The following is a 25,215-nucleotide window of genomic DNA, read 5'->3' on the forward strand; positions in this document are numbered from 1 at the left end:
TAGTGGCAGAAAAACATTTATTGGAAATTAAAAATCTGACGATTCATTATCAAACAGATTATGGAACTGTCCACGCGGTTGAAGGCTTTAATCTTGAAGTTGGGAACGGAGAGACCCTTGGACTCGTCGGAGAGACAGGCGCAGGCAAAACCACCACAGCTTTTGGAATCATGCAGCTTTTACCAGAACCTGCTGGAAAAGTTGTGGCAGGCGAAATATATTTTAGAGGTGAAAACTTACTTGGAAAGTCTAAAACAGAAATGAAAAAGATTTTAGGCAAACAGATTGCCATGATTTTTCAAGATCCGATGACTTCGTTAAATCCAGTCATGACTGTGGGCGCACAAATAGAAGAGATGATAAAGCTTCATGAACCCGGAACGAAAGAAGAGATCAAAGAAAAAGCGAAAAAAATGCTTGAAGTAGTGGGCATTCCAGCAGTGAGGCAGGATGAGTACCCGCATCAATTCAGTGGCGGGATGAAACAGCGGGTGGTGATCGCCATTGCATTATCTTGTAATCCCATGCTCCTAATAGCAGATGAGCCAACCACTGCACTGGATGTGACCATACAGGCGCAAGTCCTGGATCTGATGAAGAAGCTCAAAGATGATTTTAAGACCTCTATGATTATGATTACACATGATTTGGGTGTGGTTGCAGAAATTTGTGATAAAGTAGCGATTATGTATGGCGGCAAAGTAGTGGAGTATGCCACAAAGGAATCGCTTTATACGAAGCCTTATCATCCTTATACAGTGGGTCTTTTTAATTCTATTCCCGATTTGGATAGTGAACAGGATCGGCTCAATGTCATTGATGGTTTACCACCTGACCCGACAGATATGCCCAGTGGCTGTTCGTTCCATCCGAGATGTCCACATAAGATGCCGATTTGCAGTCAAAAATCACCTTCTAAAGTTGTCGTTGGTTCTGAACATCATGTTTATTGTTACTTGTATGAACAGGAAGGTGCCTTATGAATGAGAAAATAATTGAGGTAAAAGAACTTAAAAAACATTTTAAAACCAAAAGTGGCATGCTCCATGCCGTTGATGGCGTGAACTTTTTTATCAATAGAGGCGAAACGCTGGGACTTGTTGGTGAATCTGGATGTGGCAAATCCACAACAGGACGTGTTTTGCTCAGACTTATACAAGCGAATTCTGGCGAAGTGCTCTTTCATAATGAGAATATTTTAGAGTATAGTAAACCCGATATGAAAAAGATGCGGAAAAATATGCAAATCGTTTTTCAAGATCCTTATTCATGCTTGAATCCGCGATTGACCGTATCAGAAATAATCGCAGAGCCTTTGATTATCAATAAAGTCTACAAAACAAAGGATGAACTGGAAACTCGTATTGATGAACTGATTGGCCGTGTGGGGCTCTCGGAGCGCTTAAAGACTTCATATCCCCATGAGCTAGATGGTGGGAGAAGACAGCGCGTGGGTATTGCAAGGGCGTTGGCGCTCAATCCCGAATTTTTAGTTTTAGATGAGCCCGTTTCTGCACTGGATGTGTGTATTCAAGCTCAAATTTTGAACTTGCTGAAAGATTTGCAAAAAGAACTGGGGTTGACCTATTTGTTTATCGCCCATAATTTAAGTGTCGTCAAGCATATCAGCGATCGTATCGCAGTGATGTACCTCGGCCAAATCATTGAATTGACGGATTACAAAAGCATTTTTAAAGATCCGCTACACCCCTATACACAAGCTTTGTTATCGGCAATCCCAATCCCAAAACTGGGGGTACAAAAAGAGCGCTTAATACTGCGCGGGGATGTTCCAAGTCCCATCAATCCAGCTGAGGGATGTCGATTTGCCGGTCGCTGTGATTACAGTAAACAAAATTGTTTTGAGGAGACCCCAAAATTGATCGAAAGTGAACCGGGCAGATGGGTAGCGTGCCATTATGTCAGGCAGTTGGAGCAAAATTAGAGATCCATTAGAGAGCCATTAAAGAACGCGTTTTATAAAATGGATAAAATGCATCAAATCAATAGAGGAGTAGACTTATATGGAGACACAAACAACATATATTTTGGAATTTATGGAGGCTATATTAGCCATACCGAGCCCAGGAGGCTTTACAGAAACTTGCACCACTTATATTGAAAAAGAATTTGTCGACATGGGTTATGCCGTTGAGCGGACGAACAAAAATGCTTTGATGGTGACTGTGAAAGGCATTGATGATGCAGCACATAAGATGATCGTCGGTCATGTAGATACACTTGGTGCCATCGTCAAAGAAATCAAACCCAATGGGAGATTGTTATTAGCTCAAATTGGCGGTTTCTCTTGGAATGCGGTTGAGGGCGAAAATGTCCTAATCCACCGGACCACAGGTGATCCGATCACAGGGAGTCTAATGCCGATCCCTGCTTCTATTCACATTGATTCAGATCGCGTGAGAACTATGGAACGCACAGATGAAACTGTGGAAGTTCGCGTAGATGCGATGACCGATAATGCCGATAGCACACGTGCTTTAGGGATTGGTGTGGGTGATTTTATATCGTTTGAAACACGATTTGTGCGCTGTGAAAATGGGTTTATCAAATCGCGATATTTAGATGATAAATCAGCAGTTGCCATTATTTTGGGCCTTTGCAGATTGATTAAAGAAAAAAATATAACGCCGAAATATACGATTCATTTTTGCATCAGTAACTACGAAGAAATCGGTCATGGCGTGAGTTATATTCCACCGAAAACAGATGCACTAATCGCCATTGACATCGGTCCAGTTGGTCCTAGACAAACCAGCAAAGAGTCTGCGGTTTCAATAGCGGCTAAGGACAGTAGAACGCCATATGATTATAAATTAAGACAGGAATTGGCAGACGTTTGTGTTAAGCATAACATAGAGCACAATGTCGATGTCTACAACCGATATGGTTCAGATGCAAGTCTGGCTGTCCTACAAGGGTTTGATGTGAATTTTGCTTGTGTCGGTCCTGGTGTTGACAGCACACACCACTATGAAAGAACTCATATTACAGCGATTGAAAATACGGCAAAGCTTTTATTTCATTATGCGATACAGGACTAATCCCCTTTAAAAAACCGCTCTCCTCTAGAACCATTGCATTCTAGAAGGGAGCGGTTTTTTGATTTAATAGAGAACTTTAACGATCGTTACTTGATCTGAGTTTTGAGTTCCTCGAGCAATTGCTCAAGTGCTTCAATGCCTTCTTTTGTGAGTTCAAGTTTAGTATCGATTTGATTAATCAAGGCTTCGAGGGTTTGGAGCGTCAAATCAGATTGTTGCGGATCGCCAAAGAGTCGATCAAGGCCTTCTTTTAGAGTGGTTTCCATGACAATTTGGTCTTCATAGGCAACGATCACGCGTTTCATTTCGGGTAAACTGTTGGCGTTATCCGATTGTATATAGATCGGTTCCACATATAAGAGAGAAGATTCAATGGGCACGACGATTAAGTTCCCTCTGAGCACGCTGGAGCCCTGCTGCCCCCAAAGTGTAAATTGAGGTGAAATGATTGAATCTTGGTCGATTCTAGACTCAATCATAATCGGTCCTTGGATCGTTTTATCCTTAGGGAACCTGTAGAGGAAGACTTCGCCGTAATGCGGGGCATCGTTCCTAGCAACCAACAGAGAGGTCATGTTTGGTTTGCCTTTTGGCGTGTACGGCATGATCAGCGCAAATTCAGCTTTGTCATCGATCTTGAACATCACGTAATTGGACGTCATGGGCTGTACCGCATCCATATATTTTTCAGTTGCAAGATCCCAGACGTCTTCACCATTATAGAAGACCACAGGATTATCCACGTGATATTTTCGGTAAACGGATGCTTGTAGATCAAATAGATCTTGTGGGTATCTCGTGTGTGATTCAAGGCCTACAGGAAATTCGGCTCTGCTTAAAAAAAGTTTTGGAAAGATTTTTTTATAAGTCTGGATCAAGGGATCTTGATCGTCAAATACATAAAAAGCGACCGTGCCATCGTAGGCATCCACAACTGCTTTTACAGAATTTCGAATGTAGTTGACCTCTTGATCTTGAAAATCAAAGCGCTGGGAGTAAGGATAGTAAGGCGTATCGGTGTAAGCGTCTACGATCCAATAGAGTTTACCGTCGGTGTCGTTTAAAACGATATAGGGATTAGAATCCAATTTAATAAAAGGCGCAATGGCGTTGACACGTTCGATGATATTGCGTCGAATAATGATTTTGCTATCACGGGTGATGTTGTTGGAAACTAAAAGTTTGAGGCTTTGTTCTTTATAAGCAAACAAGAGCCGGTTTAAACCGTGAAGCGAGATGCCATCTGTGCCAGAATACATAGTCTCCACATTATCGGAACCACTTGGATAGTCGAATTCCTTCTCCCCTGATCCTACGATGATATATTTCTCTGTTTGTTCGCCAAAGTAGATTTCGGGTTGTGTGATTTGAAGATTTGTCTCTGTGATAGGTGGTATATTTTTAAACAGAAGTTCGGGTTGGCCTTCATCTGTAACTCTGTTCACGGGGGACATGACGATCCCATAGCCGTGTGTATACTTGAGGTATTGGTTGAGCCAAGTCATGGCTTTATTATCAAGTTTGTATTGATTGAGCTCCCTAGGCGTTATAAATACTTGCGTGTATTCACCATCTATGGTATAGCGATCCACATCGATGTCGTAAAAATCGTAGTAGAGTCTGATGCTTTGGATTTGGTTAAAAGTTTGTTTTAGAGGTCTGGCATCATTGATTCGAATATTCTTTATGGTTTCGTCATTTCTCATAATAGAAGCTTGTGTCAGATTTTCGGCATATGGATATTCTACGAGATCAACTGTATCTAGATTATAAGCTTTCTGAGTGAACTTGATATTATAATTTAAATACTCGGTCTCTTTGGAAATTTCATCGGGTTCAACAATGAGTTGTTGAACGACGCCTCCTGCTATGGCAAACACAAACCAAGCGACGATTAAAGTGATCGGTCCAACCGCAAACAAGCGGAGTTTGTTTTTATGAAAGGCTATAAGCGTCAGTACTGCTGAAAATACAGCAAGCAACGCATAAGCCCTATAAGACCAAATCGTAACGGCAATATCCGTATAGCTGGCGCCAAAAGCCACGCCGCGCGTTGAGTAGAGCAGTTCAAAAGTATTGGTTAAATAGAAGCCCCCAAGGAGTAAGAAACAACAGGCGAGCAAGTAACTGATTTTTTTGAAGAGACTTCTCAAAAAAGGGCCCTTTAAGCTATTGGAGATCGAGTCCAGTGTGATGTCCATAACATTAGCATATCTTTGGTTGATCAACATAAATTCAAGGAAAGCAGTGCCTAGAATGATCATGCCTAAAAAGAAGATCAGTAGGCCCATGAGCGTTCTCAAAAAAGGGAGTACGAAAATGTAAAAACTAATATCCAAATGATAGATGGGATCCGCTTGACTAAAAGAAACGGCGTTGATCATCTTGAGGAAATCAAGCCACAAGCTGTTTGAAATCACGAGAGCGAAAAGTGCACCGATACCAAAACCCACTAGAGCATTGTATTTCTTAACGGGGCTCTCTTTAACCGTAACATCGTGAAGTCTAGGATAAGCCAGATAGGACTTGTAAATCATACGAAAATAAAGGGTTAAAAATAAGCTAAAAAACAACCAAAGCGGTATAAAAAGCGCAAATTTTGTGAAAAGACGCGTTAAAAACACACTCTCAAAGTGGAGTGATTTAAACCACAGAAAATCGGTAATCAAACCGATGCCTTTGCCAAAAATAAACGCCAGTAAAGCCACGAGGCCGATTAAAAGCCTTATCAGATTTTTTTTCGGATTAAACATAAGTGCCTCCATTTTAATTCTATAAAAACATTTTTTATCTTCTACATAAGTCTATACCCGAATTCGTCATTTAAATGACTATTAATTCATATTTTTAGTTGTAAAGTGAACGGAATAAGGGTATGAAGTAGATTATATAAATAATTTTAAGAATCTATGACAGTGCGGGAGAATTCATATGAGGCTTATGAGCAGATATAAAATTAGGACACGACTCTATATGGTGATGGCATTTACGATAATTTCGATTTTATGCATTTCGATTTACGCGCTAAACACGACCAGAAAAGTGGGCGATTTAGTCAATCAAATAAAAGAGCATCCTCTGGTGGTATCTAATTTAGCAGGGGATTCTAAACGCCTTCTTACAGAGATTCTTATAATTTATCAGGAGGCCCTTATAGAAATGGCGCCTTCAAAGCAACGTGAATATGAAGAAAAGATTGCGGATTACGAGAACGAATTGAATACAAAAATGTTGACGATACAAAGTTTGATTCTCGGCATAGAGGGTCAGGTTCTCGCCAAGGAAACGTCAAATAACATAGAAAGATGGCACAATAGCAGGGCAGATGTAATGCATCATATCTACGATTTTAATCAACATGAAACGGCTAAAATTGATTTTATTAACAGTTTGCAAAGTGGGCAGCAGGATCTTCAAAAACAACTGAATGACATTCAAGTTTATGCAAAGAACAAAGCTGAAGGGATGAATAAGCAGGCCGCTGAAATTGAGAAAAAAGCATGGAATGATATCATTGTAATAGGGACCCTTTTGGTCGTTTTACTTTTGGGGTTCATGATACAGATCATCAAAAATATTTTGGGCTCTTTGAATAGGCTCAAATCAACAATGGCGAATAGTGTGGAAGCCAATAAATTTTTAAAAGTAGAATGGGTTGGAGATGACGAAATAGCAGACGTATCCAAACATTACAACACTTTGATAGGTCAGTTGGAGACGCAGTTTAATATGAGGATTGGCTTGAGTGAATTATCAAATGCAATTTCTGGAGAGTTGAGTTTAGAGATGCTTTCTCGGGAATCTATATCTGCGCTCGCCACTTTTACGGCATCTGGTAATGGTGTTTTGTATTTGCATGATGATGCACAAGAAGCGCTTCATTTGACCGCTGCCTATGCTTTTAATGAAAAACAAAAGTTGATGAAAAAAGTTGAACTTGGGGAGGGCTTAATTGGACAGGTGGCTCTTGATAAGAAGGCTATTTTGATAGAAAATAGGACTCTAAGTGAAGGTTTAATCAACACAGGCATGATCAGCATAGAGCCACTCAATGTTATTGGGATGCCTCTTATTTTTGAAAATCAACTCTATGGTGTTTTTGAATTGGCTTCATTTGAAGCTTATGATAACTCAAAGAGAGAGTATCTCAAGTTTGCGGCTGAAATGATTGCTATTAGAATCTATTCGACCACTCAAAGGGAAAAAATACACCTTTTGCTGGATGATGCAAGAGATATAAATGCACTACTAGAAGTTCAAAAGCAGGAAGTTATCCAAAAATCAGAGGAATTGACACGAAATTATGAAGTACTTGAAGCGCAGTCTAGGACACTGAAAGCATCAGAAGAAAAACTTCAGATACAACAAGAAGAGCTTCGAGTCACAAATGAAGAACTTGAAATCCATGCAAGGCAATTAGAAGAGCAGAAAAAGCGCTTAAATGAAAAAAATAAAGCTTTGGCCATGGCACAAGAAGAGCTTGTGAAAAAAGCAGATGCTTTAGAAGTGACTAATAAATACAAGTCTGAATTTTTAGCGAATATGTCTCATGAGTTGAGAACGCCTCTGAACAGCATCTTGGTTTTGTCACAACTTTTAAGAGACAAACCAGAAAATACCCCTTTATCAGAAAAAGAAACAGAGTTCGCCAGTACGATTTATTCAGCAGGTGAAGATTTATTGACATTGATCAATGATGTGTTGGATTTGTCTAAAATTGAGGCTGGAAAATTAAATATTCAAAAAGAAAAAGTATATTTAGAGGGCATTATAGCGAATAACAAAAAATTATTTGACCCCATGGCGGAGTTAAAAGCGTTAGATTTGAGATTCACTATTGACTCTGAATTGCCTGAATATATTGAATCTGATGGATTGAGATTGAATCAGATTATTAGAAACTTAGTTTCAAACGCCATTAAATTTACGTCAGAAGGTCATGTTGGCGTTCAAATTAGAAATTTGAAACCAGAAGAAGCAGACAAACTCATGATTTTAGAGTCAGATTATATTGTCTTTGAGGTTAGCGACACAGGCATTGGCATTCCTGAAGATAAAATGGAGGCCGTGTTTGAAGCGTTTAGGCAATCAGATGGCACTACGAGTAGAGAATACGGAGGTACTGGACTTGGGCTCACCATTTCTTTAGAAATAGCACATCTTTTAGGGGGCTATGTCCTTCATGAGAGCGAGGAGCACATCGGCAGTCAATTTTTACTGGTTATGCCGAAGATGCCTATTGAAAAGAAGTCAACGCTTGAGGGATTGGAAAAGGAGCGTGCATCAAGTGAAACTGAAATAATAGGAGAACAAATTGAAAAACCTGAAAATAAAACTGAAAAGCGGAAAGAAAATAAAACTGAAAACGAAAAGCGGTTGTTGATTATTGAAGATGATCCCACCTTTACACAAATCATTTCGGATTTAGCTGAAGAAAAAGGGTATACAGTAAGTAGCGTGCAGAGTGGCAAGAGGGGTCTTAAACGCGCTCAGGCATGGCAACCCGTTGCAATTGTTGCAGATATAGAACTGCCAGATATGGATGGCATGGCACTGGCAAAGATGCTTTCAGAAGACAAGGTGACTGAGCATATTCCGATCCATATTATATCTGGTGCTGAAGTCATCAGTGGCTTGAACTCTTTTGGCGAAATGCCTAGAAGTATCGTTGGTTTTTTAAAGAAACCCGTAGATATAAAGTCTATTTATAAAACTTTATCCAAACTTGAAAGTGTTGATATGAAAGGGATGAATCAAATATTAGTCGTCGGCAATTGTGGCGATGAGGATTTCGAAAAATTCGCACAGCTTGGGCAGTTCAGGATAAAAAAAGTTTTGACAGGGAAAGAAGCTCTCGTTGAACTGGAATCACAGACGTTTGGTTGTCTTATTTTAGATATCAAGCTATCTGATATCAGTGGCGTTGACTTTATGAGCACTTTAAGAGATTCCAGTTCGATTCAAATCCCCGTGATTATCTACACGGATGAGGCAATAGATTTAGATGAAATTGATGGTATCAATCGATATGCAGAAACGCTTATTTTAAAAAGCCAAAGATCCAGAGAGCGTTTGGTGGATGAAGTCTCTTTGTTCTTGTTTGATATTAACAAAAATGAGAGGTCTAGAATGTCACCACAAGTTTTCGTAGGCGATGATAAAAAGGCGTTGCTGGGCGTACGCATTTTACTAGCAGATGATGATAATCGAAATGTGTTTGCATTAAGTCAGCTGTTAGAACGAAGTGGCGTACAAGTGATGGTGGCAAAAGATGGCGTGGAAGCGGTTGAAAAATTTGAAGAAAACGAAATTGATTTGATTCTCATGGACATCATGATGCCTAAAATGGATGGTTTTGATGCGATGAGGTGCATTAGAGAGTCCTCAAAAGGACAAAATATCCCTATTATTGCATTGACAGCTAAAGCCATGATTGAAGATCGGGATAAGTGTATTGATGCAGGTGCAAACGATTATTTAATAAAACCTGTGGATACACAAAAGCTATTGTCAATGATTAAAGTGTGGCTCTCATGATGACTGAAGTTCAGCTTAAAAATGATGAAGATATTGAAACAGCTGTTTTTATTGAGGCCATCAAATTAAAATACGGCTATAATTTTAGTGAATACTCAAGGGACCATATCAAAAGACGTATTCAAAACAGATTGGTTAAAAGCGATTGCAATAATATTATGGAGCTGGCACACAGAGTCATTAAAGATGAATCCTTGTTCGAAGAAATTTTATCGGACTTTTCAATTACCGTGACAGAAATGTTTAGAGACCCAGCGTTTTTTAAGTATCTTAGAAATGAAATTGTGCCTGTTTTGGAAAGCTATCCTCAAATCAAAATATGGCATGCAGGATGTTCTTCGGGTGAAGAGGCTTATTCCATGGCCATTATTCTTAAAGAAGCGGGCCTCTATGACCGATGTCAGATTTATGCCACTGATTTTAACCGCTGTGTATTGTCAAAAGCGAAGGCTGGTATATACGATTTGGAATCAATCAAAACGTATACTCATAATTACAATTTATCGGGTGGGATTTATTCCTTTTCGGATTACTATATTGCAAAATATAAACATGCGATTTTGGACTCAGATTTGAAACGGCATATTGTGTTTGCAGAACACAATTTAGTGACAGATGGCTCTTTTGGAGAAATGAATTTGATCATGTGTAGAAATGTTCTAATCTATTTTGAGAAATCGTTACAAAATAAAGTGAATCATTTGTTTGTGAATAGCTTGTTAAAGGGTGGCTATCTTTTTTTAGGCTCTAAGGAAACTTTGGCACATAGTGCTGTGGAAAACCATTTTGAAACGGTTAGTGAAGCGTTTAAGGTGTATCGTCATCATGGTCAAATCATTATGGGAAATGGAGAAAAATCATGTTAGATCAAGTGAAAATATTGATAGTGGATGATTTAAAAGAAAATCATTTGGTAATGGAAAGCGTTCTCACCGATCCAGAACTCAATATTATAAAAGCCATGTCCGGTGAGGAAGCGCTTTCATTATGTAGCGAGCATGAGTTTGCCGTTATATTTATGGATGTGCAGATGCCAAATATGGATGGATTTGAAGTGGCTGAAATATTAAGAAGTATCGAAAAAACGAAACATATCCCTATCATATTTGTAACTGCCAGCAGCAAAGAACAGAAATCAATTTTTAAAGGTTATGAAGTGGGTGCGGTGGATTATTTATCGAAACCTATTGATCCAATCGTTTTAAGGAGTAAATCCAAAATTTTCAAAGAACTCTATTTACAGCGAAAAATCATTGAAAAGCAAGTGGTCGAACTTGAGGAACAGTTAAATGAACTCCTGAAAGTTCAACAAGAAAAGGATAGCTTGGAAAGCCTGAGTATGGAAGATGGCCTAGCGCATATATACAATCGCAGAGGCCTTGATAAATTTATAAACATGCATTGGCATAATTGCCTTAGATATGGACTCCCCTTTTCAATTATGATGCTGGATATAGATGAATTCAAGAGCTACAATGATAATTACGGACACCTTATGGGAGACGAAGTGATCAAAGAAGTGGCAAGGGCGATCCAAAAATCGATTTTTAGGCCAGAAGACATTGTGGGCAGGTATGGTGGTGATGAGTTCTTGATACTGATGCCCAATGTAGGTACCAAGGGTGCAGAAATCGTCGCCAAACGCATTTTAGAAAATGTGATGGCCCTTAATATTGAACATGCTTTTGATAGTGGTCGAAGGTGTGTTACTTTAAGTGTCGGCATAGCAAGTTTGACCCCAACAAGAGAGATGACAAGTCAAGCTCTAATTGATTTAGCAGATCAGAAAATGTACAAGGCAAAGAGAAGAGGCCGAAATCAATATTGTATTTGATTGATTTTACATATAAATTAGAGCGAAGGAAGCCCCATGTGCGCAATTGCTGCAGAAATTTTTATAAGAATCGTGTATAATGATTAAAACGTAGTTTTTGCGAATGGAGGCACGTAGGATGAAAAGTATCGCTGTCATAATTGATCTCAAAACTGGACTTGAAACTTTTCTCAGAAATAACTTGAAAATAGTTTTTGAAAATCAAGTCGACATCCATTTTTATTATCTGAATCTGCTAACAGACGATGTTTATATAGAAGAAGATGTTGTGCTGGTGATGACTGAGGAGAGAGCGGTCAAGGCTCAGAAATACTTGAAAGATAATAAAGCCATCATTGTTTTAAGGCGAACGGTTAAAGAGGATGCGCTCTATCCTATTTTCAAAATTCCACCTAAAACCAAAGTACTTGTGGTAAATGATACTGTAGAAACGACTTTAGAAACGGTGACACTCTTATATCAGATTGGGATTGATCATTTAAATTTAATTCCTTATGAGAGTGGCATGGTTTACGAGGATATTAACATTGCGATCACGCCAGATGTAGTTCGGAAGGTGCCTGCAAACATACAGAACATCATAGATATTGGAAATCGTTATATTGATATGACTTCTTTTATTCAAATTATAGATAAACTTAAGATAACAGACAAAGAAATTACAAAGAAACTGATTGATTATACGGAGTCTATAATCACCTTTGAAAGCGGTATCAAAAGTCAGATTAGAGAGCTGTATATTAAAAATGAGCAACTGGATACGGTCGTCAATTTATCAAATGAGGGCATCATGCTCACGAGTAATGATGACGTCATTCTCGTTTTTAATGAAACATTGCTTAAAATATTTAATATTCAACAGGATATTGTCGGCGTCCATTTAGATGCGCTATTCAATGTAGACACTTTAGAAATTCTCAATCGAGAAACCTTAAATGAAGAACTCATTGAATACAAAGATAAATTTGTCATTATCAATAAGACGCGGACCAAGTATCTTGGAGAAAATTATGGTTATTATTATAATTTTCAGGAAGTGACTTATATCAAGACGCTTGAACAAAACTTGAGAAAAAAAATGAGAAACAAAGGTTTTATTACGCGTTATAATTTTGAGGAAATTATAACGGATTCAAGCGTTATGAAATCCTGTATTGAACTGGCGAAAAAAATAGCCAATTCAGACTTGACTGTATTTATTTCGGGGGAAAGTGGCACTGGAAAGGAGCTGTTGGCACAATCCATTCACAATGAATCCTCCAGAGGATATCACCCTTTTATTGCTGCAAACTGTGCAGCCTTTGCAGAGAATTTACTAGAAAGTGAGTTGTTCGGCTATGAAGGCGGGGCGTTTACAGGTGCATTAAAGGAAGGTAAGGCGGGGATGTTTGAGCTCGCCAATAATGGTTCGATTTTTCTCGACGAAATAGGGGATATGCCTTTGTCGTTACAGACGAGATTACTCAGAGTCTTACAGGAACGCCAAGTCATGAGAATTGGTTCTCAACGTGTGATTGAAATCAATACCAGAGTCATCGTTGCCACGAATAAAAATCTGTATGATATGGTGAAAAAGGGAACCTTTAGAGAAGATCTTTACTACAGAATAAATGTCTTGCCGCTGAACATCCCACCTTTGCGTCAGCGCAAAGCTGATATTCTCCCCTTGCTGGAACACTTTATAGATAAGGGCAAGCACATTGCACTTAGCGATGAAGTCAAACAATTCTTATTGCGCTACTCGTGGCCAGGCAATATTCGTGAAGTTCAAAACGTGGCCGCGTATATTGGGATCATCCATGAAAGAGATGTCTATTTAAATGATTTACCTTATTACCTTTTGGATAAAGGGGATGAATTTAAAATTGAAGTACAAGAAATTAAGGAAACGATAGGCTTAAAAAGATGCTATGATCTCATGGATCTCATACTCAACAAAAATGTTCATGGGAGAAATATTGGCAGGCAAGGTCTTGAAGCTTTGCTCAAAGAGATTTACAGCGATATCAGTGAAGGTGAAATCAGAAGAATCTTAAATGTCTTAAATCAATTTGAATTTGTGATGTCCTATAAGGGGAGAAAGGGATCTGTTGTTACTGAAAAAGGGAAGATTTTTATGGAATGGGTTGTTAAAAAGGAATTGAGACAACCTAATTAACCTATTGTTTGGATCGACTTTAATAAAATTGAGAAAGCGCTCTTTACAAAGAGTGCTTCATTTTTTTTTGAATGGCTAAAGTAAAGGCGTTCAAAGTTAAAAATCAGAATTTTGAGAAAGATTACTAAAAAGTCAAATTTGGTACGATAATTGCATTTGTTACAGGTAGGAGTATGAAGCGTTAAAATGACAACATATATGTGGGAGGAAAATGCTTTTATGAAACCAGTGATTGGTGTATTGGCAAATATTTTATTACAGAAAGATGGCAAGTTTCCAGGACAAGAGCGTGCGTTTGTGAATCAAGAGTATGTGACTGCAATTGAACTGGCAGGGGGGATTCCGTTGATTATTCCTTTTTTGAAAGAGAAAGCGCTCATCAAGAAATTGATTATGCAGACGGACGGGATACTCATAACAGGTGGTGTCGATGTGAGCCCGCAGTATTTCAGTGAAGAACCTTTGGCGAAATTGGGGTATATTGAGCCAGAACTGGATCAATTTCATTTAGATGCAATCGAATATGCAGAACAGTATAATAAGGCTATTTTTGGAATTTGTAGAGGTCTGCAAATTATAAACGTTGCTTTTGGGGGGACCTTATATCAAGATTTATCTTATATCGATTCAGGGACCTTAAAGCATTGGCAGGATTCTAGGCGAGGTGCAAGAGCACACCAAATTAAGATGACAGAAGGATCTAGCCTAACGGCGATCTATGGAGAGGCGTTAATGGTCAATAGCTTCCATCATCAATGTATAAAAACGCTGGCATCGGGGTTTAAGGTAACCGCTAAAGCCAGTGATGAAATCATAGAAGCGATTGAATCTGAACACGGCAATTATAAACTGGCAGTTCAGTGGCATCCAGAATCTATGACAAAGGATGAAGATCATCAGTTTAAGATCTTTGAGTACTTTATTCAAAAGGCGATAGTCAACATTAAAGTCTAAAGGCTTTAATCAAATAAAATGAAATGGGGGGTAACAATTATGAAAAGAATATGGACAATGGGAATGCTATTTTTAATCATGGCAGTTGTGATGATGGGGTGTACGGGTACAACGGATCCTAAAGAGGCACAAGTAGTGACACCAGAAGCACCAGCTGCAGAAGCACCAGCTGCGGTTGAGAGTACACCTGAATCTGCTATAAAGGAAGGTGGCGTCGTCAGATATGCTGCATTTGGAACGGCACCGGGGCTTTTTAACCCTGTGCTACAAAGCAACAGCTTCGATGTGTACGAAATGGAAGTCATGTTTGAAGGGTTGCTTAGAAAAAGTATGACCAACGAGCTTGAAGCTTGTCTTGCTGAAAGTTTTTCGGTATCTGAAGACAAAAGAACGTTGACATTTAAATTGAGAGAGAATGTGAAATGGCACGATGGTGAACCCTTCACAGCTGAGGATGTGAAATTCACATTTGAATTCATATGCCATCCAGATTATGCAGGTCCCTATAGTGCTGTTGCAAAGGCGATTTCTGGATATGACGAATACTTTGAAGGCAAAGCAGATCACGTGAGTGGTATTGAGGTCATTGATCCAAATACAGTGAGTATAACGACAAAAGAAGTAGATGCAACGATGACGGAAAAAATCTGTACCAGTATCCTCATTACGCCAAAACACATTTGGGAAAGTGTTCCCGTTAAACAGGCGTTAGAGCAAACAGAACTTCTAAGAAATCCTGTGGGGACAGGCCCTTTTAAAATTTCGAAATTTGTTCCAGATCAATATGTTGAAATGGTGGCAAACGATCTTTATTGGAACGGTAGACCACATGTGGACAAATATATCGTTCAAGTGGCCAATCCTGAAACAGCACAAACTCAAATTATAAATAATGAAGTAGAGATGCTTGCTGTTAAACAAATGAATCCAGATGATTTGGATTACTATAAGAGTGCAGGCGTCTTTGTTGACACGATCTCTTTTGATGCGGCGATGAACTTAGGGGTTAATAATAGCAATGAGCTCTTAAAGGACAAAAGGGTTAGACAAGCATTTGCGTATGCGATAGATAGAGAAGCTATTGTCAGAGATATTTTATATGGCTACGGCACGGTGGCAAATGTACCCTATAAACCTGATTTTTGGGCGAATCCAGAAGACGGTTTAAATGCGTACACTTATAATCCTCAGAAGGCGATTGAATTGCTTGAAGAAGCAGGCTGGCAGTATAAGGCAGATGAAAAGCAAATGTATAAAGACGGCAAACCCGTTAAATTATCTCTTAAATATTATTCCGGAAATAAACAAGTTGAGAGCATAGCCCCTTTTATACAACAAGCACTCAAAGAGGTTGGTGTTCAAATAGATTTGCAAATTTCAGAATACAGCACAATGCTTGCAGATATGAAAAGTGGCGATTTCGAACTCTATATTGCGGCGCATAAAAACGGTGTTGCTGGTGATATGAAATCGCAATACAACAGCGCGTTTACACCGCCAAATGGCACTAATTACAGCAGATTTTCAAACAGCAGAGTGGATGAACTCTCAGAGCAGGGTCTCAGACTTTTGAGTACTGATGAGAGAAAACCAATCTACGTTGAAATTGCTAAAATTTTAAATGAAGAGTTGCCGATAGTTTATCTTTATCACTGGCATCAAGGTATGGCGATGAATAGTAAACTTAAAAATGTTCAATTAACGCCAAACAGTATGCTTGGTATCAATTATCAAACAGAAAAGTGGTATTTTGAAGAGTAACAGGATGACAATAATAATTAGCATTGTGAGGTTTTTAAATGTATAAATATATTATTAGAAGGCTTTTGTTGATGATACCAGTGCTCATAGGGGTTTCCATTATCATTTTTTCTTTGATACACATGGCACCTGGTGATCCGTATTCTGCTATGATTGATCCGAATACGCCAACAGAAGAAATTGAAAATATGCTCCGGAATATTGGTTATTACGACTCTTTACCTGTAAAATATACCAAGTGGATTTCCAGAGCCTTGACGGGAGACTTGGGCTTTTCTATTAGATATCAAGAACCTGTTGTGAATATCATCGGCAGAAGGATTGGCAATACACTTCTATTATCTGTGTTGTCCCTCACCCTAAGTGTTGTGATTGCAGTGCCTTTAGGTGTTATTTCAGCCACGAAGCAATATTCGAAGTTTGACTATATTGCCACGATATTTGCCTTTATTGGGATGTCTCTGCCAGCCTTTTTCTTCGCATTATTGATGATTAAGTTTTTAGCATTTGATCTGAAGCTTTTCCCGATATCAGGCATGCAAACCATTGGTTCTGGATACACAGGTATTCGGCTGGTTTTAGATGTGATGCACCATATGATGCTGCCCGTGATTGTATTGTCTTTACTTCAAATGGCTTCTTTTATGAGATATTCCAGATCATCCGTTTTAGAGGTTTTCAAGCAAGATTATATTCGAACAGCTAGAGCTAAAGGACTGAGCGAAAGACTGGTGATTTACAGACATGCACTTAGAAATGCTTTAATTCCTGTAATCACCTTACTCAGTTCATCATTAGGCTTCATCTTGTCAGGTGCGATCTTGACAGAAACGGTATTTTCATGGCCTGGAATGGGCACTCTGATTTATCAGTCCATTCTCAATCGGGATTATCCTTTGGTTATTGCAAGTACAATGCTGCTGTCGATTTGTGTGCTGTTTGCCAATCTCTTGGCAGATATTCTATATGCAGTGGCAGATCCTAGAATTAAATACAACTAGGCATAATACGGATATTAGTAGAGGAGTTAAAATCATGAGTTTAGAGAATAGCGTAAAGAGTCAATCGCCTTGGCAAATTGGATTTAAACGGTTAAAGAAAAATCGATTGGCAATGATCGGCTTTACACTGCTGTGTATTGTCGTAATCATCTCTGTCTTTGCACCACTTATCACACGCTATGACCGAGATGCCATCGATACTTTAAACAGTTATCAAAAGCCTTCAGCAGAGCATTGGCTGGGGACAGATGAATTGGGAAGAGATACTTTTACAAGGCTTTTATATGGGGGTAGGATTTCACTGAGTGTAGGACTTGTTTCCACAAGTATAGCGGTATTAATCGGTGTGACTTTAGGGACTACAGGCGGTTATCATGGCGGTTATATAGACAATATCATCATGAGAATTGTAGATGTCTTTATGTGTTTTCCGTTCTTTTTAATTGCCATTGTCGTTGCGGCGATTTTAGGCCCAAGTATATGGAACGTCATGATCATATCGGGCATACTGGGCTGGACAGGGATTGCCAGAATTGTGCGTGCAGAAGTCTTGTCCATAAAGGAAAGAGAGTTTATTGAAGCCGCTCGTGCCCTAGGGTTAAATTCAAAGGATATCATCATCAAGCATATCATCCCGAACATTATGGCACCGATCATCGTCTATGCCACACTTGGGATTGCACGTGGTATTTTATCAGAAGCAGGTCTGAGTTTCTTGGGGTTGGGTGTAAAACCGCCGACGCCGAGTTGGGGCAACATGCTTGCAGCTGCTCAGAGTATGAGATCTTTAAGGCTACACTGGTGGTTATGGATTCCACCTGGATGCTTGGTGTTTTTTATGATTCTCTCCATTAACTTTTTAGGAGATGGTCTAAGAGATGCACTTGATCCAAAATTAAAGCAATAGGTGGTGTACAATGCAAAATACAACTTTAGTAGTAGAAAATTTAGTAACGGGATTTAAAACCTCGGAAGGCTCTTTCAATGCTGTGGACGGGGTGGATTTTAAAATAGAAGGCGGCAAGGTCCTTGGGATTGTAGGAGAATCAGGTTGTGGTAAGAGCATAACCTCTCTTTCAATCATGGGATTGGTGCCAAAACCAAATGGCTTTATCAGTTCGGGCAAAATCCTTTTTGAAGGACAAGATCTTTTAAAGCTTTCTGAACCAGAAATGCAAATGATTCGAGGCAATCGGATTGCAATGATCTTTCAAGAGCCCATGACGGCACTTAATCCTGTCTTCAAAATTGGTTTTCAGATTGCTGAAATACTAGAAACACATCAACATCTTAAAAGGTCGGAGTGTAAACCGATTTGTATAGAACTTTTAAAAAGGGTGGGTCTTCCGAGACCTGAAAAAGTCGTAGATGAGTATCCGCATCAGCTCAGCGGTGGGATGCGTCAGAGGGTGATGATTGCCATGGCACTCAGTTGCAATCCGAAGCTACTCATTGCAGATGAACCGACGACGGCGCTCGATGTTACGGTTCAGGCGCAAGTTTTAGAGCTTATGAAGGATTTGAAATCAGAATTTCAGACGTCTATTCTGTTCATTACACATGATTTAGGTGTTATTGCTGAAATGGCAGACAATGTACTGGTGATGTATGCAGGGAAAGTCATGGAGGAAACGGATTGTGAAACTTTGTTTGATGAGCCGCTTCATCCTTATACCCTCGCGCTACTATGTTCAAGACCTGAACGCATCAAGCGTGGAGAAAGTCCGATCTGTATCCCAGGAATGGTGCCAAGTCCGTTTGACATGCCAAAAGGGTGTGCGTTTGCGCCCAGATGTGCTCTATCCAAGGACATCTGTAAAGAGAAAAAACCAGAGCTTAAAGCAATTAGTCCTAATCACAAAGTGCGATGTTGGCAATACTATTCGGAGGAGGAACAATGTCAGAATATTTAATAAGAGCGAAAGGCATCAAAAAGCATTTTCCAATTCACGATGGTATATTCTCTCGAACTGTCGGACATGTTAAAGCGGTTGATGGTGTCAGTATCGATATCAAAAAAGGTGAAATTTTTGGATTGGTAGGCGAATCTGGATGTGGCAAGTCCACCACGGGGAGAACGCTGATCAATTTAATCGAGCCAACAGCGGGATCGGTAACGTTTGAGGGCAAAGTCATTTATGATGTTGAAAATAAAATTGCAGTGAGCACAAAGGATATGCAAGCTTTAAGGCGCGACATTCAGATGATTTTTCAGGACCCATATGCAAGTTTGGACCCTAGGATGACTGTGGGTGAAATCGTTTCAGAAGGCATTGTCAAACACAAGATGGCCAAAAAGAAAGAAGCGATAAAGAAGTCAATGGAACTCCTTGAACTCTGTGGTCTCAGAGGATCAAATGTCAATAAATATCCACATGAGTTTAGTGGGGGTCAAAGACAGCGGATTGGCATAGCGAGAGCACTTGCTTTAAATCCTAAGTTTATAGTGGCGGATGAGCCGATTGCAGCGCTGGACGTTTCGATACAATCACAAGTATTACTCCTTATGCAGGAACTCAAAAAGAAATTGGGATTGACTTATCTCTTTATATCCCATGATCTTGGGATCGTTAAATACTTTTGCGATCGAATTGGTGTCATGTATCTGGGGAATATCGTCGAACAGGGCACAAGCGAGCAGTTGTTTTCAAATCCGCTACACCCTTACACCAAGAGCCTACTATCGGCGGTGCCAAAGACGCATCCGAGAGAAGTGCGTGAGCGCATTATACTCAAGGGGGATGTGCCAAGCCCATCAAGTCATTTTGAGGGGTGCAAATTTTATTCAAGATGTGCTTATGCAAAAGAAATCTGTAATCGGGAAATTCCAGAATTAAAAGAAATCGAGAAAGATCACTTGGTGAGTTGTCACCTTGTTGGATCAGGAGGGGAATTATGAAAAAATTTACATCTGTTTTTTTAGTAATGGTAATGCTATTGACGACGCTTTTAAGTGGTTGCGGATCCGATAGTAAAGCGAATGAAGCTCCAAAAGTCGTCGCTGGGGAAAGTGTGGCTGAAAGTACAACTCAAAATACGCCAGCTGCGGCACCAACTTCTATACCACAAGGGGGAACGGTTAAAATTGCTTATTGGAACGCGCCTTCTGGTGTTTTTGCACCAGGATTGACATCGGATTCATATGATTTTTATGTGTATTCACTGATGTTTGAAGGGCTAATGCGACTCAATCCGAGCTTGGAATTAGAACCTGTTTTAGCAGAGTCTTATACCATTTCAGAGGACAATCAAACATTGACTTTTAAATTAAGAGAAGATGTTAAATGGCATGATGGCGTTGATTTCACAGCGGAGGATGTCAAATTTACGCTTGAATTTTTAGGGCATCCAGATTATCCAGGAACTTCTGGTTCTCATATTGCTTGGATTGTTGGTGCAGATGCTTATAAAAAGGGCGAGGTCGATCACATATCGGGCATTAATGTCATTGATCCATACACGATTAGTTTGACAATGACAGAGGTATTTGGTGCATCACTTCAAAAATTTGGAACGACTAACATGTTGGCTAAACACATTTGGGAGAATGTAGAGGTGAAAAAAGCGCTTGAAGCAACAGAGCTTTTAAGAAATCCTGTAGGTACAGGGCCTTTTAAAATGAAAACTTTTGTACCAGATCAATATGTGGAATTGGCGGCAAATGAGACGTATTGGAACCATAAACCCAATTTGGATAGTATTATTATTCAGGTGACAAATCAAGAAACGGCTCAAGCGCAAATGCTCAATGGTGAGATCGATATGATGATGATTTCACAAATGAATCCAGATGATTTGTCGCTTTATGAAGAAAGTGGCGTAGTCGTTCAGATGGTACCAATGAACAGCAACCAGTTTATGGGCATCAACAATTCGATAGATATCTTTAAAGACAAAAAAGTGCGACAAGCACTTGCGTATGCGATTGATCGACAAAGTATGGTAGACGGCATCTTAAATGGTTATGGCATGGTGGCTGCAGGCCCTTATAGAGAAGATTTCTGGGCATATCCAGAGAATATAAATCTATATGAGCTCGATCAGCAAAAAGCCATTTCACTTCTTGAAGAATCCGGATTCAAATACGACAAAGCGTCAAATGTAATGAGCTATAATGACAAACCTGTTAAATGGGTTTTAAAATATCCAACTGGGAATAAAGCAAGAGAACAAGCGGCTGTGATCATTCAGCAAAATTTAAAAGACATTGGTATCACTATTGACCTTCAAATTATGGAGTTCAGCACGCTTTATGAAATGGTTAAACAAGGTGATTATGAGCTCTATCTAATGGCAGAAGGTGCAAGTACTGGCGATCCAGATGTTATTAGATTCTATCACTCAAAAGAAATACCTCCAAATGGGCTCAATATACGTCAATATTCAAATGCTGAGGTAGATCAGCTCCTTGAAGAAGGTCAAAAGCTCATGGAAGTAGAAGATCGTAAACCTGTTTATCAAAAGGCAGCTCAGATCATCAATGAAGATTTACCGATGGTTTATCTCTTCTTCTGGTATGAAGGCAGAGCGATTAATGGCAAATTAATGGGCGTCAATTGTTTCCCAGGCAACAATTATTATGGTATTGAAGACTGGTATCTGGAACAATAATAGTGGTTTTTAATACTCGAACTATGGTTAGAGTGTCAAAAGGTGAGGCGTAGACCGAATGATAATTATAAAAAATGGTAAAGTTCTAACGATGGCAGGGCAATCCTATGATTGCGCCTGCGTGGCCATAGATCAAGGCAAAATAATAGCCCTTAAAGAGTGGATTGAACCCAGTGCTGAGGATGAGGTCATTGATGCTATGGGGATGATCGTCATGCCAGGACTAATCGATGCACACTGTCATCTGGGCATGTTTGAAGATGGTATTGGGTTTGAAGGGGCGGATGGTAACGAAGCCACTCAAGCCATAACGCCACAACTACGTGCGATAGATGGGATAAATCCACTTGATAAGTCTTTCAGAGAAGCTTATGAGGCAGGTGTTACAACCGTTATGACAGGACCAGGAAGTGTGAATGTCATCGGGGGACAGTTTGCAGTGATTAAGACTTATGGTAAGCGGATTGATCACATGATTTTAAAGAGTCCAGCCGCATTAAAAATCTCATTTGGAGAAAATCCTAAAAAGGGACATGGTGAAAAGGGGAGAATGCCTGTTACACGTATGGGCATTGCCGCGTTGCTGAGGGAAACCTTGACAAAGGCTGTGGATTACCGAGCAAAGCAACAAGCAGCGATGCAGGATGGCAAGCACTTTGATACGGATTTGGGCATGGAAGCGATCATGCCAGTTTTAAAGGGTGAAATTCCGCTTAAGGCACATGTGCATAGAGCAGATGATATGTTCACCGCACTTAGAATTGCCAAAGAGTTTGATTTGAAAATCACCTTAGATCATGTTACCGAGGGACATCTGGTTGTGGATGAATTGGCTGGTGAAAATGTGCCCTTAATTGTGGGTCCAAGTTTTGGCGGTCGTGGTAAATTTGAAATTAAAGAAAAAACATTTGAAACACCGGGAGTGCTTTCAAATGCAGGTTTTAAAGTCGCCATCGTCACGGATCATCCTGTAATTCCGCTCTATAATCTCATCAATTGTGCTGCATTTGCAATCAGAAGTGGCATGGATGAAGACGCAGCCTTAAAGGCGATTACGATTACACCTGCTGAAATTATGGGCGTATCTGATAGAGTCGGAAGCTTGGAGGTCGGTAAAGATGCCGATATTGTAATCTTTGACGGTCCTGTATTTGATATTATGACAAAGACTCAATATGTTTTGATCGATGGCAAGATCATCTATAGACGGAGGCCGTAAAATGACAGTAAGTTACATCCCAAACGGGGTTTGTTCCAAAAAAATAGAATTTGAACTCGAAGGTAATATTGTCAAAAATATTGAATTTATAAGCGGATGTCAAGGGAATCTAAAGGCCATATGTCTTTTAGTAGATGGATATTCAGCACAAGATATTATCTTCAAATTCAAAGGCATACAGTGCAAGTCTAGGGGTACTTCGTGTCCAGATCAACTGGCAAAAGCGCTTGAACTAGAACTCAATAGCTAACAACGTTTCTTTTTAATAAATCCCCCATAAACCCCTCAGATGTGGCTTAACATCTGAGGGGTTTGTATGTTAATGAGCCTACATATTCAAAACATAAAACCATCTATTACTTTCCATATTAGCATCATCATAAGATTTAAACGCGGGTTTAAAAGTCTTTTCCAGTTGACGGGCAAGTGCGCCTGCTTGATCTAAATAATCCGAGTAGATAGCGCCACTCACATCAGAAGCAGTTTCCGGCCATGCTTGGTCTTTGTTTTCCAAAGCAGCCAAAATTCCAAAATGAGAGATAGTATTCTCCATGTCAAAAGCTATAGGTGTCCATGCACCTGATTTGTAATCCAATTGATAGTCCTGTAAAAAGAGATAACCAAAATCAGCGATAAAATTGATCGCATCTATGATGAATTTAACTTGCTCTGAAGACATGGCGTAATGAAAGTTGACACGAACCCATCCTGGTTTAAGTGAATGTGTACCCATACGGATAAAATTTCTATAGTTTTCTGAAGTGTCTTTATCGATGCCAAGAAGAGCGTGACCGTAGGGACCTGCACAGGCGCAACCCGCTCGAGATTGGATGCCGAACAAGTCGTTGAGCAGACGTGCCACAAACCGATGATGCAAGTAGCCACCGTTGTATTTGATATTAAAAGATAAAATACTGATACGCTTATTGGGATCCAGTGGTCCTAGTATTTCGATATTTGAATTCTCAGAAAGATGCCCCATGACAATGGCAATATACTGTCGCTCTATGGTTTCGATTTTTTCTATGCCGATCTCATCTTTAAGCTCTAATGCGAGGCAAGTCTTTAAAATTTGGAGTATGCCAGGCGTGCCCGCTTTTTCGCGTGCTTCTGGATCAGCGGTGAAATCATAGCCAAATGAACTGACATAATCCACGGTACCACCACCAGCTATGGTAGGGGACGTGCTGCAATCGTATATTTTTTTATGAATGACAAGTAAGCCACTCGAACCAGGGCCTCCTAAGAACTTGTGCGGAGAGAGATAAATGGCATCAAAATAAGAAGTCGCATCATGGTTCATGTCAATAGCCACATAAGGGCCACTTGCGGCGAAATCAAAACAAGCAAGTGCCGCGTTAGCGTGAAGGATATCAGCGATTTCATATAGGGGCGATCGGACGCCGCTGACATTTGAAGCGGCAGAAAATGACCCGATTTTCAATCGGTTTTCGTATTGAGGGCGTGCAAGTTTATCCTTAAGATCATCAAGATCTATGCCACCTTGAGCATTAAGCGCTATGTGAACCACTTCAGCGATGCTTTCTCGCCAAATGAGGTCATTGGAGTGATGTTCGTAGGGGCCGATAAAGACCACGGGAACTTGTTTTAAATGGTCTTCAAGAGGACCCTTTAAAAAATGATTTAACGTTGGTGGCACATATAGGCCTAGAATTTCACATAGCTTTTGAATGGCACCTGTTGAGCCTGTACCCACGGGCATAACATAATGATCATCCGTTGCATTGAGAAGCGCTTTAATGCGCTTTTCAGCTTGATGAATATAAGTCGTCATAGCTTTTCCAGTATAGCTGTCCTCTGTATGCGAGTTTGCATAGGACTCTTGTAAGGCTAAGAGATATTTTTCGATAAATTGAACAGTTCTCCCAGAAGCGGTATAATCGGCATAAGTGATGAGCCGTTTGCCATAGGGGGTTTGAATCTCCTTATGATTTCCGATGATTTCGTTTCGCAACGCATGGACAGTCAATTTCATTTGTGGACCTCCTTATTAAAATTTTGGCGCCAAATGGAATGCCCATCTGACGCCAGAATGAATGATATAGGTTAATGATTAT

At 39.8% G+C, this 25,215-nt stretch carries 18 protein-coding genes; 16 read left to right on the forward strand and 2 right to left on the reverse strand.

All coding sequences use genetic code 11. From position 1 onward, the window contains the following. Nucleotides 1-2 precede the first annotated feature (2 nt). The 3 genes from F3D3_RS17300 to F3D3_RS17310 all read left to right on the forward strand — a co-directional run bounded on the left by F3D3_RS17300 (nucleotide 3) and on the right by F3D3_RS17310 (nucleotide 3,062). Nucleotides 3-983, forward strand: a complete 981-nt coding sequence (locus tag F3D3_RS17300; protein ID WP_069875713.1) for an ABC transporter ATP-binding protein — start codon at nucleotides 3-5, stop codon at nucleotides 981-983. Continuing rightward, a complete protein-coding gene (locus F3D3_RS17305; RefSeq protein ID WP_069875714.1) occupies nucleotides 980-1,945 on the forward strand; it encodes an ABC transporter ATP-binding protein in 966 nt (321 codons plus the stop codon). Before F3D3_RS17300 ends, F3D3_RS17305 begins: the two co-directional genes overlap by 4 nt. A gap of 79 nt (nucleotides 1,946-2,024) precedes the next feature. Further along, complete coding sequence (locus F3D3_RS17310; RefSeq protein ID WP_069875715.1) at nucleotides 2,025-3,062, forward strand: M42 family metallopeptidase; 1,038 nt, start codon at nucleotides 2,025-2,027, stop codon at nucleotides 3,060-3,062. Between the two features lie 86 nt (nucleotides 3,063-3,148). On the opposite strand, the gene F3D3_RS17315 is transcribed toward F3D3_RS17310, so the two are convergent. After that, complete coding sequence (locus tag F3D3_RS17315) at nucleotides 3,149-5,815, reverse strand: UPF0182 family protein (protein WP_069875716.1); 2,667 nt, start codon at nucleotides 5,813-5,815, stop codon at nucleotides 3,149-3,151. A 187-nt stretch (nucleotides 5,816-6,002) separates the two neighbouring features. On the opposite strand from F3D3_RS17315, the gene F3D3_RS17320 reads away from it, so the two are divergent. From F3D3_RS17320 to F3D3_RS17380, 13 genes are all read left to right on the forward strand, one after another. After that, nucleotides 6,003-9,599 (forward strand): response regulator, encoded by a 3,597-nt coding sequence (locus F3D3_RS17320; RefSeq protein ID WP_255364404.1) that lies wholly within the window; start codon nucleotides 6,003-6,005, stop codon nucleotides 9,597-9,599. Then, the gene (locus F3D3_RS17325; RefSeq protein ID WP_207645398.1) at nucleotides 9,596-10,465 is read left to right on the forward strand and encodes a protein-glutamate O-methyltransferase CheR; all 870 of its coding nucleotides are present in this window, start codon (nucleotides 9,596-9,598) and stop codon (nucleotides 10,463-10,465) included. The genes F3D3_RS17320 and F3D3_RS17325 overlap by 4 nt, the downstream gene beginning before the upstream one ends. Continuing rightward, entirely contained in the window at nucleotides 10,459-11,433 is a 975-nt protein-coding gene (locus F3D3_RS17330; RefSeq protein ID WP_069875718.1) for a diguanylate cyclase, read from the forward strand. Before F3D3_RS17325 ends, F3D3_RS17330 begins: the two co-directional genes overlap by 7 nt. A gap of 118 nt (nucleotides 11,434-11,551) precedes the next feature. Continuing rightward, complete coding sequence (locus tag F3D3_RS17335; protein WP_069875719.1) at nucleotides 11,552-13,591, forward strand: sigma-54-dependent Fis family transcriptional regulator; 2,040 nt, start codon at nucleotides 11,552-11,554, stop codon at nucleotides 13,589-13,591. Nucleotides 13,592-13,810: 219 nt separating this feature from the next. Then, nucleotides 13,811-14,545, forward strand: coding sequence for a gamma-glutamyl-gamma-aminobutyrate hydrolase family protein (locus tag F3D3_RS17340; RefSeq protein WP_069875720.1), 735 nt, complete (start codon nucleotides 13,811-13,813; stop codon nucleotides 14,543-14,545). A gap of 39 nt (nucleotides 14,546-14,584) precedes the next feature. Next, nucleotides 14,585-16,306 (forward strand): ABC transporter substrate-binding protein, encoded by a 1,722-nt coding sequence (locus tag F3D3_RS17345; RefSeq protein ID WP_069875721.1) that lies wholly within the window; start codon nucleotides 14,585-14,587, stop codon nucleotides 16,304-16,306. A gap of 38 nt (nucleotides 16,307-16,344) precedes the next feature. Continuing rightward, the gene (locus F3D3_RS17350) at nucleotides 16,345-17,307 is read left to right on the forward strand and encodes an ABC transporter permease (protein ID WP_069875722.1); all 963 of its coding nucleotides are present in this window, start codon (nucleotides 16,345-16,347) and stop codon (nucleotides 17,305-17,307) included. A gap of 34 nt (nucleotides 17,308-17,341) precedes the next feature. Next, entirely contained in the window at nucleotides 17,342-18,214 is an 873-nt protein-coding gene (gene opp4C, locus F3D3_RS17355) for an oligopeptide ABC transporter permease (protein WP_069875723.1), read from the forward strand. A 10-nt stretch (nucleotides 18,215-18,224) separates the two neighbouring features. Beyond that, entirely contained in the window at nucleotides 18,225-19,220 is a 996-nt protein-coding gene (locus F3D3_RS17360) for an ABC transporter ATP-binding protein (protein ID WP_069875724.1), read from the forward strand. After that, nucleotides 19,205-20,206: an ABC transporter ATP-binding protein gene (locus F3D3_RS17365; protein ID WP_069875725.1), complete on the forward strand. Its 1,002-nt coding sequence runs from the start codon at nucleotides 19,205-19,207 to the stop codon at nucleotides 20,204-20,206. Before F3D3_RS17360 ends, F3D3_RS17365 begins: the two co-directional genes overlap by 16 nt. Then, nucleotides 20,203-21,918 carry an ABC transporter substrate-binding protein gene (locus tag F3D3_RS17370; RefSeq protein WP_069875726.1) on the forward strand — a complete coding sequence of 572 codons (1,716 nt, stop codon included), beginning with the start codon at nucleotides 20,203-20,205 and terminating at the stop codon, nucleotides 21,916-21,918. Before F3D3_RS17365 ends, F3D3_RS17370 begins: the two co-directional genes overlap by 4 nt. Nucleotides 21,919-21,976: 58 nt before the next feature. After that, the gene (locus F3D3_RS17375; protein WP_069875727.1) at nucleotides 21,977-23,137 is read left to right on the forward strand and encodes an amidohydrolase; all 1,161 of its coding nucleotides are present in this window, start codon (nucleotides 21,977-21,979) and stop codon (nucleotides 23,135-23,137) included. Between the two features lies 1 nt (nucleotide 23,138). After that, complete coding sequence (locus tag F3D3_RS17380) at nucleotides 23,139-23,387, forward strand: TIGR03905 family TSCPD domain-containing protein (RefSeq protein WP_069875728.1); 249 nt, start codon at nucleotides 23,139-23,141, stop codon at nucleotides 23,385-23,387. Between the two features lie 78 nt (nucleotides 23,388-23,465). On the opposite strand, the gene F3D3_RS17385 is transcribed toward F3D3_RS17380, so the two are convergent. After that, complete coding sequence (locus tag F3D3_RS17385; RefSeq protein ID WP_069875729.1) at nucleotides 23,466-25,133, reverse strand: aminotransferase class V-fold PLP-dependent enzyme; 1,668 nt, start codon at nucleotides 25,131-25,133, stop codon at nucleotides 23,466-23,468. Nucleotides 25,134-25,215: the final 82 nt, after the last annotated feature.

The organism is Fusibacter sp. 3D3, assembly GCF_001748365.1.
Taxonomy (GTDB): domain Bacteria; phylum Bacillota; class Clostridia; order Peptostreptococcales; family Acidaminobacteraceae; genus Fusibacter_A.